We start from the raw sequence: 18,556 nt of genomic DNA, 5'->3' as shown, positions 1-18,556 counted from the left end.
ACACCTCAGTTGACCCACCCCGGGGTCAAGGCCCCCAGGTTCGCCGTGTACTCGTATGACTCGTACGCATGTGGCGCCCCGTACGCACACGGCTCGCGCGCCCGTGTCCCGTACCCACTCTGAGAGGGGGAGGCAGCACCAGTGACCAACATTCCCGAGACCGGCAGGACCCCACGGGTACAGATCCGACTCGTCGTCATCCAGATCCTCGTCCTCTCCCTCCTCGGCACCCTCGGCGGCCGCCTCTGGTACCTCCAGATCCGCAACGGCCAGGAGTACGCCAAGGAAGCCTCCGGCAACCACGTCCAGCAGGTCGTCCAGCCCGCCGTACGCGGCTCGATCCTCGACGCGCGTGGGGTGCCGATCGCCGACAACGAGACCCGGCTCGTGGTCTCCGCCTCGCGCACCGACCTGCTGAAGATGAAGGACGACGGCAAGGCGGTGCTGACGAAGCTGGCCGACGTGCTGGACATGAAGCCCGAGGACGTCATCCAGAAGGTCCGGCTGTGTGACGCGAAGACGCCGCAGCCCTGCTGGAACGGCTCCCCGTACCAGCCCATCCCCATCACCGACGAGGCCACCGCCAAGCAGGCCCTGCAGATCCGTGAGCGCTCCGAGGACTTCCCCGGCATCAGCGCCGAGCCCGAGGCCGTACGCCGCTACGCCGCCCCCGGCAAGGCCAACACCGCTCAGGTCCTCGGCTATCTCTCGCCCGTCACGGACGCCGAGATCACCCAGGCCAAGGACAGCAGCTCGCCCTACCTCCGCTCCGACCAGGTCGGCCGCTCCGGCCTCGAGCGCCAGTACGACAAGGAGTTGCGGGGCAAGGCCGGCGTCACCCGTTACGAGGTCGACAACCTCGGCCGCGTGATCGGCAAGGCCAAGAGCGACGCGGCCCAGTCCGGCTCGAGCCTCGTCACCAGCATCGACTCCCGCGTCCAGCGGGTCGCCGAGTACGAGTTGGACACGGCGATGAAGACCGCCCGCCAGCAGTTCGACAAGATCACCGGTGAGAACTACAAGGCCGACTCGGGCGCCGTCGTCGTGATGGAGGCCAAGACCGGCCGGATCGTCGCCATGGCGTCCGCCCCGACGTACGACCCGAACGCCTGGGTCGGCGGTATCTCCGCCAAGGACTACAAGGCACTCACCGGGAAGAACTCCGACTACCCGCTGCTCAACAGGGCCATACAGGGTCAGTCCGCGCCCGGTTCGACCTTCAAGGTGGTCTCCACGGCCGCCGCGGTCGAGGCCGGCTACGAGTGGGACGGCGGCTACCCCTGCACCAGCTCCTACTCGGTGGGCGGCCAGGTCTTCAAGAACTTCGAGGGCGAGAACTTCGGCCCCATCTCGCTCGGCCGGGCCCTCGAGGTCTCCTGCGACACCGTCTTCTACGGCCTCGCGGACAACGAGTGGAAGAAGGACGGCGGCATCAACCCCAAGAAGGGGGAGCCGAAGGACTACTTCTACAAGGCCGCCCACCAGTTCGGCCTCGGCAAGCAGACCGGCGTCGACCTGCCCAACGAGGTCACCGGCCGCGTCCCCGACCGCCAGTGGAAGCTGGACTACTGGAAGGCCAACAAGGACGCCTGGTGCAAGAGCGGCAAGAAGGACGGCGACTACGTCCAGAGGATCGCGTACGAGAACTGCCTCGAGGGCAACAAGATGCGCGAGGGTGACTCGATCAACTACTCCATCGGCCAGGGCGACACCCTCGTCACGCCGATCCAGGAGGCCATGATCTACGGGGCGATCGCCAACGGCGGCACCATCCACACGCCGACCATCGGCAAGGCGATCGTCAGCGCCGACGGCAAGAGCGTCCAGGAGATCAAGCCCAAGGTCAGCGGCAAGCTGCCGATCAACAAGGCCACGATCAAGGGCATGGACGACGCCCTCGAGGGCGTCGTCACCCGTGGTACCGCCGCCTGGAAGTTCGGCGGCTGGCCGCAGGACAAGATCCCGCTGCACGCCAAGACCGGTACCGCCGAGGTCTACGGCAAGCAGACCACGTCGTGGTTCTCCACGTACAGCAAGGACTACACGGTCGTCATGACGATCGCTCAGGCCGGTACGGGTTCCGGCGCCTCCGGTGAGGCCGTGCGCAACATCTACAACGCGCTGTACGGCGTCCAGGCCGACGGTTCCATCGACAACTCGAAGGCGCTCCTCCCCACCCCCCAAAAGGGCCTCCCGAAGATCCAGACCGACGGTTCGATCGACACCCCGGACATCTCCAAGGACCCGGTCAAGGACCTCCAGGCCAGCGAGTCGCCCTCGCCAGGGGCCACCGACCAGCAGCTGCCCGCGGGCACCACGCCGTCCCCGACAGCCAGTAACCGGAACACCCGAAGGCGTACGGACCGCCCGAAGAAGCGGCGGGGGACGAGGATCCTGACATGACCGGAGCGAACAACTTCTCCGTCTCCGGCTACGGCCCCGCCCGCGGCGGGATGTCACGGCTCTTCGCCCGTGACTCCCTGGCCCGCCGCCTCGACTGGCCGATACTGCTCTCGGCCCTCGCGCTCTCCCTGATCGGCTCGGCCCTCGTCTACTCGGCGACCCGCAACCGCACCGAGATCAACCAGGGCGACCCGTACTACTTCCTCATCCGCCACCTCATGAACACCGGCATCGGCTTCGGCCTGATGGTCGGCACGATCTGGCTGGGCCACCGCACCCTGCGCACGGCGGTCCCGATCCTGTACGGCGTCTCGGTCTTCATGATCCTGCTGGTGCTGACCCCGATCGGTGCGACGATCAACGGCCAGCGCAACTGGCTCGTCGTGGGTGGTCTGTCCCTCCAGCCCGCCGAGTTCATCAAGATCACGATCATTCTGGGCATGGCGATGCTGCTGGCCACCCGGGTGGACGCGGGCGACAAGCAGTACCCCGACCACCGCACGGTGGTGCAGGCGCTGGGCCTCGCGGCCGTCCCGATGATGGTCGTGCTGCTCATGCCCGACCTGGGCACGATCATGGTCGCGGTCATCATCGTGCTCGGTGTGCTGCTCGCCTCCGGCGCCTCCAACCGCTGGGTGTTCGGTCTGCTCGGTGCCGGTACGCTGGGCGCGGTGGCGATCTGGCAGCTCAAGATCCTCGACGAGTACCAGATCAACCGCTTCGCCGCCTTCGCCAACCCCGACCTCGACCCGGCTGGCGTCGGCTACAACACCAACCAGGCCCGTATCGCCATCGGCTCCGGCGGCCTCTTCGGCACGGGCCTGGGCCACGGCTCCCAGACCACGGGCCAGTTCGTCCCGGAACAGCAGACAGACTTCGTCTTCACGGTCGCGGGCGAGGAACTGGGCTTCGTGGGCGCCGGCCTGATCCTGCTCCTGCTGGGCGTCGTCCTGTGGCGGGCCTGCCGCATCGCCCGCGAGACCACCGAGCTGTACGGCACGATCGTCGCCGCCGGCATCATCGCCTGGTTCGCCTTCCAGGCCTTCGAGAACATCGGCATGACGCTGGGCATCATGCCGGTCGCGGGCCTTCCCCTGCCCTTCGTCTCCTACGGCGGTTCGTCGATGTTCGCGGTGTGGGTGGCGGTGGGGTTGTTGCAGTCGATCAGAGTCCAGCGCCCCATGTCGGCGTAGGCCTCCGGCGGTTGGGCGGGAGGGGGGTGCGTTGTCGGCGGGTTCTTCGGCTGCGGGTGGGTGGGGGTTGCTCGCGCGGTTCCCCGCGCCCCTGGGGCGGGGCTGCGCCCCTTAACCTCGCCCACATGTAGTGCCTCGGCTGCCGGTCGGTGGGGGCTGGTCGCGCGGTTCCCCGCGCCCCTATAAGTCCTGGGGCGTCCGGCGCTCGAGACCGAGGCCCGGACGCCGCCCACCCCGGCCCGCGCCATCCAGCCCGTCCGGCGTTCGAGGACGCGGCCGGGGGCCGTTGCCCCACCCACCCCCTCGTCCCCCCACCCCCTTGTCCACCCACCACCCCTGGCCGGTGTTCCTCAGCCCCTTCGGCGTTTGAGGGTGAGCGCGGGGGCCGTTGCCCTACCCACCCACCCCACCTACCCCGCCCCAGGCCCGCACCTTCAGCCTGTCCGGCGTTTGAGGACGAGCCTTTCGGGCGATGTGGGGGTCCGGGGGCGGAGCCCCTGGGGAGGGGACGGGTAGGGGCGGCGGGGGCGAGATCCGGTCGTTCCCGGAGGTTCGGGAAGGGGCTGGTACTGCCATCCCTGCCCGACAGCCACTAGATTCAGTTCATGGCGGACACCAAGCGCGAAATCGAGCGAAAGTACGAGGGTCCCCCGGCCGGCGGCGACGCGCCACTCCCGGACCTGACCGACGTCCCCGGAGTCTCGGGCGTCATCGACAAGGGCGTAGCCGAACTGGACGCCACCTACTACGACACGGCCGACCAGCGGCTCGCCACCGCCTCCCTCACCCTCCGTCGCCGCACCGGCGGCGACGACGCGGGCTGGCACCTCAAACTCCCCGTCTCCGAGGGCGTCCGCGACGAAATCCGCGCCCCCCTCTCCGACACCGTCCCCGAAGACCTGACCGCCCTCGTCCGCTCCCGCATCCGCGAGGCCGAACTGGTCCCCGTCGTACGTCTTCTGTCGGCCCGCGACGTCCGCCACCTCGTCGACGCCTCCGGCACCCTCCTCGCGGAGGTCAGCGTCGACCGCGTCCGCGCGCAGCGCCTCAGCGGCGGTGCGGGCAGCGCGGAATGGACCGAGATCGAGGTGGAACTCGCCGACGACGGCGATCCGGCCTTCCTCGACAAGGTCGAGAAGAAGCTCCGCAAGGCGGGCCTCACACGCTCCGCGTCCGCGTCCAAACTGGCCAGGGCACTCGACGACACGGCCCCCCGGAAGTCCGCGAAGTCACCGAAGTCACCGAAGTCACCGAAGTCACCGAAGCCGGAGAAGACAGGCACGGCTGGGAAGACAGGCACGGCGGAGAAGACAGGAAAGGAGCGGAAGGCCGACAAGGCGGGGGCGATCGAGAAGGCCGCTGACGCGTCCAAGGCGACGACGGCGGCCGCGAAGCCCGAACCCCGCGATCCGGCCCCGCACACCGCCGGCGACCACGTCCTCGCCTACGTCCGCGCCCAGCGCGACGCGATCGTCGAGCTGGACCCCGCCGTCCGTCGCGACGTGCCCGACTCCGTGCACCGTATGCGCGTCGCCACCCGCCGCCTCCGCAGCACCTTCCGCTCGTACGGCAAGGTTCTCGACCGCACCGCCACCGATCCGATCGGCGACGAGCTGAAGTGGCTCGCCGCCGAGCTGGGCGTCGACCGCGACCAGGAGGTCCTCGCCGAGCACCTGACGGCGGCGCTCGACGACCTCCCGTCCGACCTGGTCACGGGCCCCGTACAGGCCCGTCTGCACACCTGGTCGGGGGCCCGCCGCTCCGGCTCCCGGCAACGCCTGATCGCCGTACTGGACGGCAAGCGCTACCTGGACCTGCTGACGACGCTGGACACCCTGGTGGCAGGGCCGCCCCTGCTGGAGGCGGCCTCGAAGAAGCCCGAGAAGGTGATCGCCAAGGCCGTACGGAAGGACTTCAAGAAGGTCGCCGGCCTGGTCGGTGAGGCCCTGGAGCTGCCGCCCGGCACCGAGCGTGACCTCGCGATGCACAACGCCCGTAAGAAGGCCAAGCGCACGCGCTACGCGGCCGAGGCGGCCACCCCCGCCCTCGGCGGCCCCGCCGCCGACCTGGTCAGGTCGATGAAGTCCCTGCAGACGCTGCTGGGCGACCACCAGGACAGCGTGATGGTCCGCGAGGCCCTGCGGGAGCTGGCGACCGAGGCGCACGGGGCGGGCGAGAACGCGTTCACGTACGGGGTGCTGTACGGCCGCGCGGAGCAGCGGGCGGCGGCGGTGGAGGCGGCGCTGCCGGGGGAGTGGGAGGCGATGGAGGACAAGGGTGACGTCTGAGGCGTACGGGGGCCGGCCCCGGCCGCGTTAGTCTGGATGGTCACCCCTGTCAGTACCTCCCAGCTCACGAAGGTTCGCGAGATGCCTGCCGAAGCCGCTGTGTCGGTGTTTCCACAGCTCGAAGCTCTGCTCCCGCATGTGCAGAAGCCGATCCAGTACGTCGGCGGAGAGCTCAACTCCACGGTCAAGGCCTGGGACGCCTGTGACGTCCGCTGGGCGTTGATGTACCCGGACGCGTACGAGGTCGGACTGCCCAACCAGGGCGTCATGATCCTCTACGAGGTACTGAACGAGCGCGAGGGCGTCCTCGCCGAGCGCACGTACAGTGTCTGGCCGGACCTGGAAGAGCTGATGCGCGAGCACCGGGTCCCCCAGTTCACGGTGGACAGCCACCGCCCGGTGAAGGCCTTCGACGTCTTCGGCCTGTCCTTCTCCACGGAGCTGGGCTACACGAACATGCTGACGGCCCTGGACCTGGCCGGGATCCCGCTGGAGTCCAAGGACCGTACGCTCGACGACCCGATCGTCCTGGCCGGCGGCCACGCGGCGTTCAACCCCGAGCCGATCGCGGACTTCATCGACGCGGCGATCATCGGTGACGGCGAGCAGGCCGTGCTCGACATGACCGAGATCATCCGGGCCTGGAAGGCGGAGGGCCGCCCGGGCGGCCGCGAGGAGGTCCTCTTCCGTCTGGCGAAGACGGGCAACGTCTACATCCCGGCGTTCTACGACGTCGAGTACCTCTCCGACGGCCGTATCGCCCGTGTCGTGCCCAATAAGTCGGGTGTCCCGTGGCGTGTGTCCAAGCACACGGTCATGGACCTCGACGAGTGGCCGTACCCCAAGCAGCCGCTGGTCCCCCTCGCCGAGACGGTCCACGAGCGGATGTCGGTGGAGATCTTCCGCGGCTGTACACGCGGCTGCCGCTTCTGCCAGGCGGGCATGATCACCCGCCCGGTGCGCGAGCGCTCGATCACGGGCATCGGCGAGATGGTCGAGAAGGGCCTGAAGGCGACGGGCTTCGAGGAGGTCGGCCTGCTGTCCCTCTCCTCCGCCGACCACTCGGAGATCGGTGACATCGCCAAGGGCCTGGCGGACCGCTACGAGGAGGACAAGATCGGCCTGTCCCTCCCCTCCACCCGCGTGGACGCCTTCAACGTCGACCTGGCGAACGAGCTGACGAGGAACGGCCGTCGCTCCGGTCTGACCTTCGCGCCGGAGGGCGGCTCCGAGCGCATGCGCAAGGTCATCAACAAGATGGTCTCGGAGGAGGACCTCATCCGGACCGTCTCCACGGCGTACGGCAACGGCTGGCGCCAGGTGAAGCTGTACTTCATGTGCGGCCTGCCGACGGAGACCGACGAGGACGTCCTGCAGATCGCCGACATGGCGATGAACGTGATCGCCGAGGGCCGCAAGGTCTCCGGCCAGAACGACATCCGCTGCACGGTGTCGATCGGCGGCTTCGTCCCCAAGCCGCACACTCCGTTCCAGTGGGCGCCCCAGCTCTCCGCCGAGGAGACGGACGCCCGTCTGGAGAAGCTCCGCGACAGGATCCGCGGCGACAAGAAGTACGGCCGCTCCATCGGCTTCCGCTACCACGACGGCAAGCCCGGCATCGTCGAGGGCCTGCTCTCCCGTGGTGACCGCCGCATCGGCGCCGTGATCCGCGCGGTCTACGAGGACGGCGGCCGCTTCGACGGCTGGCGCGAGCACTTCTCGTACGACCGCTGGATGGCCTGCGCAGAGAAGACCCTCCCCGCCTTCGGCGTGGATGTCGACTGGTACACCACCCGCGAGCGCACCTACGAGGAGGTCCTCCCCTGGGACCACCTCGACTCCGGCCTCGACAAGGACTGGCTCTGGGAGGACTGGCAGGACGCCCTCGACGAGACGGAGGTCGAGGACTGCCGCTGGACCCCGTGCTTCGACTGCGGCGTCTGCCCGCAGATGGATACGGCCATTCAAATCGGCCCGACCGGCAAGAAGCTGCTGCCTCTGACGGTCAAGAACGCGGCGCCGGCGCCGAGCGGTCACGCGCACTGAGGTGAGCGAGGCACTCGATCGGGCGATTGAGGCGCTGGCGTGGGTGAGCGAGGACGAGGTGGCGGCCGCGCTGGCTGCGGCCGGTGTTTCGGTACCTCGTCCGTCGGCGTCGGCGGCGCTCTTTCGGACGCCGCTGCCGGGCCCTGAGACTTCGCCGCACATCGTTTCCGAGGCGGAGGGGGCCTGAGGTCCGGATCGCCTTGTGCGCGACTGTGTGGCCGCGAGCCCCCTTTCCTGACAGGGAAGGGGGCTCGCTGGCTTTCGTCGGCGCGGGAGTCCATGGGCTTGGAGTTGTGGGGTGCCTTACGTGGCTGAGTTACGAGTTGCCCTACGTCGTCAAGGCCCGGCGGTGCTCCGCTCCGCCGGGCGTGCTCCCGGCTCCGCGCCGGGCGTCTTGCCTTCGGCCTGCTCCGCCCGCGCTGCGCCGACGCGCGCCCTGGGTTGGGGCGGTCGGCTCCACGACTTCGGCCGGCCACATTGGGGCGAGCCTCGAAGATCATGGCCCCGACGTCGTGCTTTAACGGGCAGGTCCACACACTGCCCGACTCGCCATGAGCTTACGGGGCCATGATCACTCGCCTCAAAGCAGCTCCAGCCCGCTAGGCGGAAGGTCATCGTCGTCCGTGCCTGTCGGGCATGCTTTGGGGAGTGTGACTGATAGGCCGATGCTCTCCATCGCGGCTTGGAAGGGGACTCCGGGTGGTGTTGCCGCTGACCAAATGACGGAGGTGCAGGTGCTGGTGTCGCAGTTTCCCCCGAAGGTGAAAAAGTCGCCGCTCTCCACGGACTTGCAGCGGCACACAGCGTGTCTCGGGTTGCGCGGGTCGATTTCGCAGACCACGTCCAGACAGTTTGCCCATTGTGCTCGAGGTGTGCAGGTCATGGTGCGGGTATGGTGGTTCGTGTTCTGTGTCGAGAACGTCGATACCAATCTGTTGTCGACCGGTGCTCGTTCTGCACACGACTTATAGCCGTAGGAGTAGCCGTATTCCACTACGCAGCGGCAGATGAGGACGTTCGGGTCGCTCGGTGAGGGTTTGCAGGCGGCTTTAGTACACAGCGCGTAGCGCTGTTTGCAGAGCCATCCCCCAGCGAACTTCACTTGCTTTGGGCACCAGTTCGCCCCGGTGACGCCGCGGGCCATCGCGCGGGTGGAGATGACGGCGGGTGCCATCGCGGCCGAGGCGAACAACAGCGCGCGTCGTGCGATCGTTGATCTAGCACGCGGTGGGAGCGCCCTGGTCACCAGGTCGGCGATCTCTGCTGACCCAGCTGCTGGCGCGGCGGCGAGGATCCGGTCGGTGTCGATCAGCATTGCGCTGGGTGTGGCGCTCAGACCGTAAGTGGTGAGCAGCATTCGGTCTTCGTCCACCAGCAGGTTCCGCAGCCCGTGCTCACGTGCGAAGGCAACGCTGTCTGCGGAGGGACCGCCGTTCACGATTGCGATGGTCAGCCGTTCTGCATGAGCCTGCTGCCACCGGGCCACCTGTGGCAGCAGTGCGTCGCACGCGCTGCACGCGTGATCAGTGAAGACAAGCAGGAGTGGCTGATGCGCAGCGGCAAACAGTTTGTCGAGAGTCCATACTTGTCCCGTTGCGTCAGGCAGTGAAAAGCCCGGTGTGACCATGCCCGGTCGCACTTTCCCGGATCGCTTGAGTCCCAGCACCACCCAACACGTCGCTGCGATGATCCCTAGGCCCGTGAAGAACCAGGGGGCACGCCCGTCGGTTGCGACGAATCCCGCCGTAGCTGCGAGGAGACCGTTGCGTGCGAGCGTGGCCCACCCGACCGGCGTGGCGCGTAGCCCTCCGAAGCAGTGGCAATCCGGGGTCCGGCCGCGTGCGATGCTCACCACGATGGCCAGGCAGAACGTCAGCAACAGCCCGAGCGCTCCAAGCGCACCGATTCTGGCCCATGGGCTGACGATAAGGGCCAGGGCTGTGACGAACTCGTAGGAGACGAGAAGGTATCCAAGCGGCTTCCCCGTTCGAGCTGGCAGGCCAAAACTTGCGATGGCGCGAGGCAGTCCCTCGCGGTCCATGAGTTTGGCGATCCCCGCGACCCCGAAGACCGCAGCCAACACCAGCCGTGCTGCCAGGACCATGCCCGCTCACTCCCCTCGTTCTGGACGCCCTCCGGACGGAGCGCAGGCATCACGCACACAGACCGCGGCGCCCCGAACGACTCGTACCGCCTTGCGAGGCCGCGAACAACACTCCACAGGAAAGACTCACCCAGACAGCCGTGAGCCCGGTGGCCGATCGACATCAATGGCGTCCATCGAAGGTCCTCGGCAGGTTCCGAAATTTCCCCAAGGCCGGGTAGTCAGCGTTTCCGCACGAGCAACGGAGCTCCTTGCGGGACAAGCTGCCGTCGCACCGACGTGGTCGGGATCTTCCCCGACCGCACCGCGTTGATCCGTCTGGTCGGCGCGGTGCTGCCGAGCAGAACGACGAGTGGACCGAGGCCCGCCGCTACATGGGACTCGACCTGCTGACCAAGGCCCGCCTCCACCCGGTCGAGCCAGAAACCGACGGGACCGCCCTGCTCACCGAACTCACCGCACAGCCTCAAAACGAGATCGCCGAGTGGCCGTCGACACACCACTCCCGCGGACGCGACCTCCGGTAACGCCCCTGTGGGGCCTCGTAGCGGCCGGTATGGCCGTCGCCGACCGTTCCGGCCAGAGCTACGGATCAGAAGGTCGTAGCCCAGGCGATCGGAAAGGTCGTCCGCACGGCAAAGGCTGCGACCCGGGGTGCGACAAGGGCCCGCTGCCTCACCACCGCCGCAAGAGCGGCTCCTGCCGCTGACGGTCAAGAACACCCCACGGGCCGCCGCTGGAAGCGGTCACGCGCACTGAGGTGGGCGAGGGCCTCGATCGGGTGATCGAGGCCCTCGGGGAGCCCGGAGGCGCCTCGGATCTGCACCGCTGATCCTGCGCTGTTGCGGAGGGGCGTCGCCCGGCGTTGGAATCAAGTGTGAGGCACTTTGGCGACGTCGAGTCCGCCGACCGCCCCGCTCCCGGGACGGGGGCCGGTCGGAAAGGGCTCAAGAGCGACGCCCTGGGCTTGTTCTCCTCGGTGACCATGGGCCTGGCCTCCACCGGCCCGGCGTACAGCCTGGCCGCCACGCTGGGCATCATCGTGGCCGGGGTGGGACTGCAGGCCCCGATCGTCACCATGCTGGCGTTCATCCCGATGCTGCTGGTCGCGTACGCCTTCCGGGAGCTCAACGCGAGCAACGCCGACTGCGGCACCACCTTCACCTGGGCCACCCGCGCCTTCGGACCGCGCACGGGCTGGATGGGCGGCTGGGGCCTCATCGTCGCCAACGTCATCGTCATGGCGAGCCTCGCCGAGATCGCCGCCGGCTACGGCTTCCGGTTGGTGGGCCTGGACGGACTGGCGGAGAACCGGCTGTGGACCACCCTGGCGGGCATCGCGTGGATCGCCGTGCTGACCGCGATCTGCTACGTCGGCATCGAGTTCTCGGCGGCTGTCCAGCGCTGGCTGCTGTGCCTGGAAGTGGTGATGCTGCTCCTGTTCGCCGTCGCCGCACTGGTCAAGGTCTACACCGCCCCACCCCCGACGGCGATCCACGTGTCCGCGTCCTGGTTCAATCCCTTCGAGGTGCCCTCGGCAACAGGGCTGACCTCGGGCATCCTCGCGGGGGTCTTCATCTACTGGGGCTGGGACACCGCGTTCTCGGTCAACGAGGAGACCGTCGACAGCAAGTGCGTCCCCGGGCGCGCCGCGGTCATGTCCACCGTGCTGCTCGTGATCATGTACGGGCTGGTGTCCACTTCGGCGCAGGCGTTCGCGGGAGTCGGCGCCTCGGGCATCGGGCTCGGCAACACGCAGAACTCGGGCGACGTGTTCTTCGGACTGGGTGAGGCCGTGTTCGGGAGCGACGACACGGGGCTGCTCCTGTCGAGGCTGCTGATCCTGATGGTGCTGACCTCGGCGTTGGCCTCCGCGGAGACCACCATCCTGCCCCTGGCCCGGACCGTCTTCTCCATGGCGGTCCACAAGGCCGTCCCCGCCCGGTTCGCCCGGGTCCACCGCAGGTTTCTCACCCCGACCTGGGGAACCGTCGGCATGGGCGCGGTGTCGATCGCCCTGCTGGTCCTGCTGACGTCGTTCAGCCAGAACATCCTGGCCGACTCGATCGACTCGGTCGGTCTCGCGATCGCGTTCCAGTACGGACTGACCGGCTTCGCCTGCGTCTGGTACCACCGCAAGGTCCTCACCCGCAGCACCAGGGACCTGATCTTCAAGGGCGTGCTGCCGGGGCTCGGCGGGCTGATCATGCTCCTGCTGTTCCTCTACGCCACCTTCGTCGTCTACGCGGACCCCAGATACGGCACGACCAGCGTCGACCTGCCACTGATCGGCAGGACGGGCGGGGTCACCGTCCTGGGTCTGGGCGCCCTGCTCCTCGGTTTCCTGCTGATGCCGTTGGTCACCCGTGGCCACGCCGTGGCCCTCAAACTCCAGCGGAGCCTCCTTCCGGGCCGCCTGCCGCCGCACGCCGCCGTTGACGCGGCGAGCCGCTACCAGCCCGCCGACAGCGGGTCCGGGGTGGGGGGCGACTGGTACGACGTCATCCCCCTGTCGGGCACCCGGGTGGGCCTGGTCGTCGGGGACGTGCTCGGTCACGGCCTGCGCGCCGCGGCCACCATGGGCCGCCTGCGCACGGGTGTGCGCGTCCTGGCCCGGCTGGACCTGAGCCCGGACGAGCTTCTGTCCCGCCTGGACGACCTGGTCGAGCAGACCGCGCACGAGCGGGGAGCCGGTCAGGGCCCCGGCCACCGGACGCCGCGGGCCGACGAGGCACTGGGGGTGACCTGCCTGTACGCGGTGTACGACCCCGTCTCGGGGAAGTGCAGTCTGGCGCGGGCCGGGGAGTCGGTGCTGATGGTCGTCGAACCGCACACGGGTGTCGTCGACCATCCGGAACTGCCCCCCGGACCGCCGCTGGGGGTCGGTGGCCTGCCCTACCAGAGCGCGGATCTGGAGCTCCCGCCGGGCAGTCTCGTCGCCCTCTTCACGGGTGGCCTCCTCCAGGCGGCCGACGACCGTGACGACGGGCTCGCGCAGTTGTCCCAGGTCCTCGCCGGCGGCCGAGCGTCCCTGGAGGAGCTGTGCGACCGCGCGGTGACCACCCTGCTGCCGGGGCCGGTGGACGAGGACGCGACGCTGCTCATCGCCCGCACACGCCTGCTCGACCGGAACCAGTTCACCCAGTGGGAGCTGCCCCCGGACCCGGCGGCGGTGGCCACCATCCGCACCGCCGTCAGCAAGCAGCTCCGCGACTGGGGGCTGGACGATCTGACGTTCGCCAGCGAGCTCATCGTCAGCGAACTGGTCACCAACGCCATCCGCTACGTCGGCGGCCCGATCCAGGTACGCCTGATCCGCGACCGGACCCTGATCTGCGAAGTCTCCGACACCGGCCACACCACGCCCAATCTGCGGCACGCCGCGAACGACGACGAGGGAGGCCGGGGTCTGTTCATCATCGCCCAGATGACCCATCACTGGGGCACGCGCTACACACCCACCGGCAAGACGATCTGGACCGAGCAGGACCTGCCGTCGGCGGACGGCCGGTAGCCCCCGCCAGGGGGTACGTCGTGGCTGGCGCGGTCGACAGGAGGCGGGTGTCCGTGGTCCCTCGCAGTCGGGTGACGAGTGGATCAGCCGCTGTCCGGGGTCTAGCGTCGGAGGAAGGCAGTCCTCCGCATCCGCTCGCAGGGAGGATGATCATGGACATCAAGGGTTCGGCAGCCCTTGTCACGGGAGCCAACCGCGGCATCGGACTGGCCTTCGCCCAGGCATTGCTCGCACACGGCGCCGCCAAGGTGTACGCGGGTGTCCGGGAGCCGGAGACCGTCCGGGACCCGGGGCTCACCCCGCTGCGACTGGACGTCACGGACGAGGAGCAGGTCGCTGCGGCCGCACATGCCGCCGCCGACGTCGGCATCGTCATCAACAACGCCGGGGTCTCCGGTGGTCCGTCCCTCCTTGAGGGGTCATTCGAGGGTGCCAGGCGCGAGATGGAGGTCAACTACTTCGGTACCTGGGCTGTCTCGCGCGCGTTCGCGCCCGTTCTGGCCGCCAACGGTGGGGGAGCGCTGGTCACCATGCTGTCCGTCGCGTCATGGGTGGCCAACAGACGGTTTCCGAGCTACGCGGCCTCCAAGTCCGCTCAATGGTCGTTGACGAACGCTTTCCGACTGGCGCTGCGGGAGCAGGGCACGCTGGTGGTCGGCGTGCATGCCGGCTATGTGGACACCGACCTGGCGGCGGATATCGACGCCCCGAAGATCCTTGCGAGTGACGTGGCCGAGAAGACCATGGCAGCGCTGCTCGCCGACGAACCCGAAGTGCTGGTCGACGAGGCCACCCGGCACGTACGTGCCGCGCTCTCGGGGGCGCTGGAGGCGCTGTACGCCGATCGGTGAGCGCCCTGGCGTCGGCGTGCGACAGGTGACTTCGGGAACACGGGCAGCGCGGCGCCGCGATGCTTCTTTCGGCCGGGGCGGCTGTGCATGGCCATCTGCCCGCAACCGGACCACACCGGCGTACCGCCAGGGGAGGCGGGTCGACACCATCGTCGGGCGCCAGTGGACGACGGGGCCGTGGCGCACCTCGAAGTCGTAGCAGTCACGCGTCAGTTCCGGCATCGTGAAGCCGACGCCGGTCTCCGTCACATCGTCGGCGTTCGCCGAACCGTTGGTGAAGTGGTCCACGCACGAGCGTTTCCCCGGTCACCTGTGGCTGGGCGAGGCCGTGGCCACGGCCGGGCTGGTCCTGCTGGTCCTCGGCCTGAACCAGGCGGGTCGCACCCCTCCGGCGCCGTTCGCGGTGGCGTCCCGCATCGGGGCCGCGTACTGGTTCACGTTCTCCACGTCGTTCGTGAACCCGGCGGTGACGGTCGGCCGGCCCTTCAGCGACACGTTCGCGGGGATCGCTCCCGCCTCCGTCGCCCCGTTCGTCGCCGTGCAACCGGACGGTGCCGCGGTCGGCCTGGTCCTGCTGACGGCGGTGTTCGCCAGACCGGCGCCCGGCTCTTCGCCCAGTTCCTCAACGCCTTCGGCGTCCGGGCCGGGCCCGGGCCTCGGCCCAGACCCAGCGCGGTGGAGCGGGCCTCGTTCTACCCGCTGATGGCGGACTACTTGCTGACGGCGAAGCGCATCAGGGCGTGCTCGTCACCCTGCTTGATCTTCCCCGTCACATTGATGACCTCGAGCTTCCAGCCGTTGTCGACACGAACGGCCTTGGCCACGGCGCACCCGTTGTCCTGGGTGAGCATGCTCGGCCAGATGTCGGCGACCTGCTGAGTGGTGCCGCCGGTCGCGTCGTACACCTTGAAGCTGATGTTGCGGGCCTTCTGGAAGGAGCTGCCCTTCTTGAAGGCGGCGGCGATGAACACGATCGACGTGATGTTGGACGGTATCCGGGCGAACTCGACCGTCAACGTCTCGTCGTCGCCCTCCCCGCGCCCGGTCTGGTTGTCACCGCTGTGGACCAGGGAACCGTTGCCCATGGGGTCGAGCGAGTCGAGGCCTGCCAGGCGTACCGGATCCATGCCCTGCATCGCGATGGCGATCAGATCCAGATCGGTGCCGGTCTTGCGGCGGAGCACGCCCATCACTCCACCGCTGCTGCCTGCGGTGGGATCCCAGGACACTCCGATGGACAGATGCGTGACTCCGTCCAGATCCGCCGGGCCGTCTTCTTTGGTGAGCGTAATCATGCGTGGATCATCCTCTTGGAGACGGGACTGCGACAGGCAAAGTGTGCATGGAGCTTGAGGAGTTCCCTCGCTAGGGGTCCCTTCATAAGCGGACAAGGGGACACATGGTGCCGTCAGCAGTAGCACCGGTTGGCGGCGCAGTCCAGACGGCGACGGGATCAGGGGCGACAACAGCGCGCGTTCCAGGGGGATTTGGCACGCGGCCGACGGGAGCAGCGGGCGGCCTGTCGGCAGCCGCGGGAGGCGGAAACGCGGCGGCGGACCGAGAAGCCGGAGGCCCGGGTCGCCCTCCTTGCGGGGCTTGCCGGCGCCGGATGCCGGGCGCCCGCCTTCCGGGCCGCCACGCTCACCCGTTCCCAGCGGGTCGAGCCCTTCGCCCAGGGGCCGCCGGCGCGTTCGGCGCCCATGCCTGACCCGAACCACTGCCAGGCTCAGGGCGGTCGGGGGCTCGGCGCCGACCGGTGCGCCCAGGCGCGGGCGGACACGCGGGCCCGCTTCGAGCCTGGCTGGGAGCCGCGCAGGCGGCGGAGGCCCGTCGACGGCAGCAACTGGCGGGCCACCAGGGGGAGTACCAGCGGCGGGCGGAGGCCCAGCGGGCGGAGATCGGCCGGCCCTACGCGTGCAGGTGTGCGTCCACCGGTCGGCCGCCGCACGGTGGACCGGGCGGAGCGACACGGCCGACGGAATTTCCGAGCGGAGCGCAACCGACCTCCGGGCGTGCATCCAGATGGCGCCCCGACGCGTCTACGTCGGTATGGATCTGGAAAAGTCGCCTGCTGAGCGACCCGCAGTGCCGGCCGAGGGGTGCCTCACGGTCGCGATCCGCCTGCCCGTGCGGATCGTCGTCCTCGTGCTCGTCGTGCCGGTGCGCATGCTGTGGGACGCCCTGGTGGTCGGCGGAAGGTTTCTGCGGGACACCGTGCTGCGCCCCGTGGGGCGGGTGCTCCAGTGGGTGGCGTGGGCGGTGTTCGTCTGGCCGTGGGTGACGCTGTGGCGGTACGCCGTGGTGCCGGTCGGAAAGGCGCTGGCCTGGCTCGGGTACGTGCTGCTCGTGGTGCCCGCCGTGTGGGCGTACGAGAGGGTGCTCACGCCGGTCGGACACGCGATCGCCTGGCTGGCGCGGGGCGTCGGCGCCGGGCTCGGGTGGGTCGTCCGCGGTGTCGGCGCCGGGTTCGCCCGGGTACTCCGTGGCGTCGGCGCCGTACTCGCCTGGGTGTACGCCTGGGTCCTGACCCCCGTCGGGCGGGCCCTCGCCTGGCTGCTCAGGGGCCTCGGGATCGGGTTCGGGGCGGTCGCGCTCGGGGTGTACCGGGTCGTGGCCTGGCTGGTTCGCCATCTGATCGTCGTACCGGCGCTGTGGTTGTACGAGTGGATCCTCGTCCCCGTCGGACGGGCGATCGCGTGGGCGGCGCGCGGAGTCGGTCGGCTCGTACGGATGATCTTCACCGGGATCGGCGCCGCGCTCTACTGGACCCTGCGCGTCCTGCTCGTGCTGCCCGCGCTCGCCCTGTGGCGCTGGGTGCTCGTGCCGGTCGGACGGGTCCTCGCCGTCGTCGCGCGGGAGGTCGGGGACGCGCTCGGGCATGCCTGGCGGGTGGCCGGACACCTCTCGCTCGCCGTCGGACGGTTCCTCGGACGACTCTTCCGGTGGATCTTCGTGGAGCCCGTGCGCTGGGTGTACCGCAGCGTGCTGACGCCGGTCGGACACGTCGTCCGGGACACGGTTCTGCGGCCCGCCGCCGAGGCCGCGCGCAGCGTGGGCCGGGTGACCCGGCAGGCCCTGGCCACCGCCCGCGAGTCGGCGCGGCAGACCCGCGCCGACATCCGCCGCATGCTCTTCGGCACGCCGCGGGAGCCCGAGCGGGTGCCCCTGGCGAAGAACCGGCGGGAACCGGGAGCCGCCGGGACACGTACTCTAGGTAGCAGTACGACCGCTCTCACGAAGGACTGAACGACACTGGGCAAGCGACAGCCCGAAGGCCCGCCGCCCGCACCCGCGGTGCAGCGCATCCGACTGCGTTACACCAAGCGCGGCCGCCTCCGGTTCACCAGCCACCGTGACTTCCAGCGCGCCTTCGAGCGTGCGTTGCGCCGTGCCGAGGTGCCGATGGCGTACTCGGCGGGGTTCACACCACATCCGAAGGTGTCGTACGCCAATGCCGCACCCACCGGCACGGGCAGCGAGGCGGAGTACCTGGAGATCGCGCTCACCCAGACGCGTGACCCTCAGAAGCTGCGTGAGCTCCTCGACGAGTCGATGCCCGTGGGGCTCGACATCATCGAGGCGGTCGAGGCCCGCACGTCGGGTCTCGCCGACCGGCTCACCGCGTCGGTGTGGGAGCTGCGCCTCGACGGCGTGGCGCCCGAGGACGCGGCGCGTGCGGTCGAGGCCTTCAGATCGGCCGACACGGTGGAAGTCCAGCGCAGGACCAAGAACGGGATGCGCACCTTCGACGCCCGCGGTGCCGTGGCGAGCCTCGAGGCGCACAGTCCGCAGGCTGATAGGCCGACCGACCAGCCCTGTGCGATACTGCGGCTGGTTGTTCGGCACGTGACGCCTGCCGTACGACCCGACGACGTCCTGTCCGGTCTTCGCGCCGTGGCCGACCTGGCGCCGCCGGTCGCCGCAGCGGTGACCAGGCTGGCGCAGGGGCTGTTCGATGAAGAGACCGGCACGGTGACCGACCCGCTCGCGCCCGACCGCGAGGCAGTCACGGCCGCCCCAGCCGATCGCACAGGGGCCGCCGAAACTGCCGCCGCGAAGGCGTCGGCGTAAGGAAGGTCCCGCGTAAGGACGGACGTCGTAGCGCCGCCCTCGGATCCGGGAGCCACCTGGGTCGGGCAGCGCACCGACCAGAAGAC

At 69.4% G+C, this 18,556-nt stretch carries 11 protein-coding genes and 1 pseudogene; 10 read left to right on the top strand and 2 right to left on the bottom strand.

The window, feature by feature from the left end:
- Positions 1–141 precede the first annotated feature (141 nt).
- The 4 genes from mrdA to ACIRA5_RS07605 all read left to right on the top strand — a co-directional run bounded on the left by mrdA (position 142) and on the right by ACIRA5_RS07605 (position 7,930).
- A complete protein-coding gene (gene mrdA, locus ACIRA5_RS07620) occupies positions 142–2,403 on the top strand; it encodes a penicillin-binding protein 2 (RefSeq protein WP_403688333.1) in 2,262 nt (753 codons plus the stop codon).
- Positions 2,400–3,596, top strand: a complete 1,197-nt coding sequence (gene rodA, locus ACIRA5_RS07615) for a rod shape-determining protein RodA (protein ID WP_403688331.1) — start codon at positions 2,400–2,402, stop codon at positions 3,594–3,596. Before mrdA ends, rodA begins: the two co-directional genes overlap by 4 nt.
- A gap of 605 nt (positions 3,597–4,201) precedes the next feature.
- Positions 4,202–5,884, top strand: a complete 1,683-nt coding sequence (locus tag ACIRA5_RS07610; protein WP_403688329.1) for a CHAD domain-containing protein — start codon at positions 4,202–4,204, stop codon at positions 5,882–5,884.
- Between the two features lie 81 nt (positions 5,885–5,965).
- Positions 5,966–7,930, top strand: a complete 1,965-nt coding sequence (locus tag ACIRA5_RS07605) for a TIGR03960 family B12-binding radical SAM protein (RefSeq protein ID WP_403688328.1) — start codon at positions 5,966–5,968, stop codon at positions 7,928–7,930.
- A gap of 580 nt (positions 7,931–8,510) precedes the next feature.
- Here ACIRA5_RS07605 and ACIRA5_RS07600 read toward each other — a convergent pair.
- Positions 8,511–10,034, bottom strand: coding sequence for a MauE/DoxX family redox-associated membrane protein (locus ACIRA5_RS07600; protein ID WP_403688325.1), 1,524 nt, complete (start codon positions 10,032–10,034; stop codon positions 8,511–8,513).
- Between the two features lie 267 nt (positions 10,035–10,301).
- On the opposite strand from ACIRA5_RS07600, the pseudogene ACIRA5_RS07595 reads away from it, so the two are divergent.
- The 4 genes and pseudogenes from ACIRA5_RS07595 to ACIRA5_RS07580 form a co-directional block, all read left to right on the top strand.
- Positions 10,302–10,561, top strand: a pseudogene (locus ACIRA5_RS07595) (transposase); the annotation flags it as partial.
- Positions 10,562–10,911: 350 nt separating this feature from the next.
- Positions 10,912–13,548 carry an amino acid permease gene (locus tag ACIRA5_RS07590; RefSeq protein ID WP_403688323.1) on the top strand — a complete coding sequence of 879 codons (2,637 nt, stop codon included), beginning with the start codon at positions 10,912–10,914 and terminating at the stop codon, positions 13,546–13,548.
- 152 nt (positions 13,549–13,700) lie between these two features.
- Positions 13,701–14,399 (top strand): SDR family oxidoreductase, encoded by a 699-nt coding sequence (locus tag ACIRA5_RS07585; RefSeq protein ID WP_403688322.1) that lies wholly within the window; start codon positions 13,701–13,703, stop codon positions 14,397–14,399.
- A 223-nt stretch (positions 14,400–14,622) separates the two neighbouring features.
- Positions 14,623–15,102, top strand: a complete 480-nt coding sequence (locus tag ACIRA5_RS07580; RefSeq protein WP_403688319.1) for a hypothetical protein — start codon at positions 14,623–14,625, stop codon at positions 15,100–15,102.
- 7 nt (positions 15,103–15,109) lie between these two features.
- Here ACIRA5_RS07580 and ACIRA5_RS07575 read toward each other — a convergent pair whose 3' ends face one another.
- Positions 15,110–15,694 (bottom strand): TerD family protein, encoded by a 585-nt coding sequence (locus tag ACIRA5_RS07575; RefSeq protein WP_403688316.1) that lies wholly within the window; start codon positions 15,692–15,694, stop codon positions 15,110–15,112.
- Between the two features lie 754 nt (positions 15,695–16,448).
- On the opposite strand from ACIRA5_RS07575, the gene ACIRA5_RS07570 reads away from it, so the two are divergent.
- Together ACIRA5_RS07570 and ACIRA5_RS07565 are read left to right on the top strand one after the other, a co-directional pair.
- Entirely contained in the window at positions 16,449–17,645 is a 1,197-nt protein-coding gene (locus tag ACIRA5_RS07570) for a hypothetical protein (RefSeq protein ID WP_403688641.1), read from the top strand.
- A 48-nt stretch (positions 17,646–17,693) separates the two neighbouring features.
- On the top strand, positions 17,694–18,470 hold the full coding sequence (locus ACIRA5_RS07565) for a TIGR03936 family radical SAM-associated protein (protein WP_403688313.1): 777 nt from the start codon (positions 17,694–17,696) through the stop codon (positions 18,468–18,470).
- The last annotated feature ends 86 nt before the right edge of the window (positions 18,471–18,556 follow it).

The sequence above is a fragment of the Streptomyces sp. NPDC096311 genome (genome assembly GCF_044763085.1).
Taxonomy (GTDB): domain Bacteria; phylum Actinomycetota; class Actinomycetes; order Streptomycetales; family Streptomycetaceae; genus Streptomyces.
The sequence above is the reverse complement of the archived record's forward strand: the minus strand, read 5'-3'. Positions and strand labels throughout refer to the sequence as shown.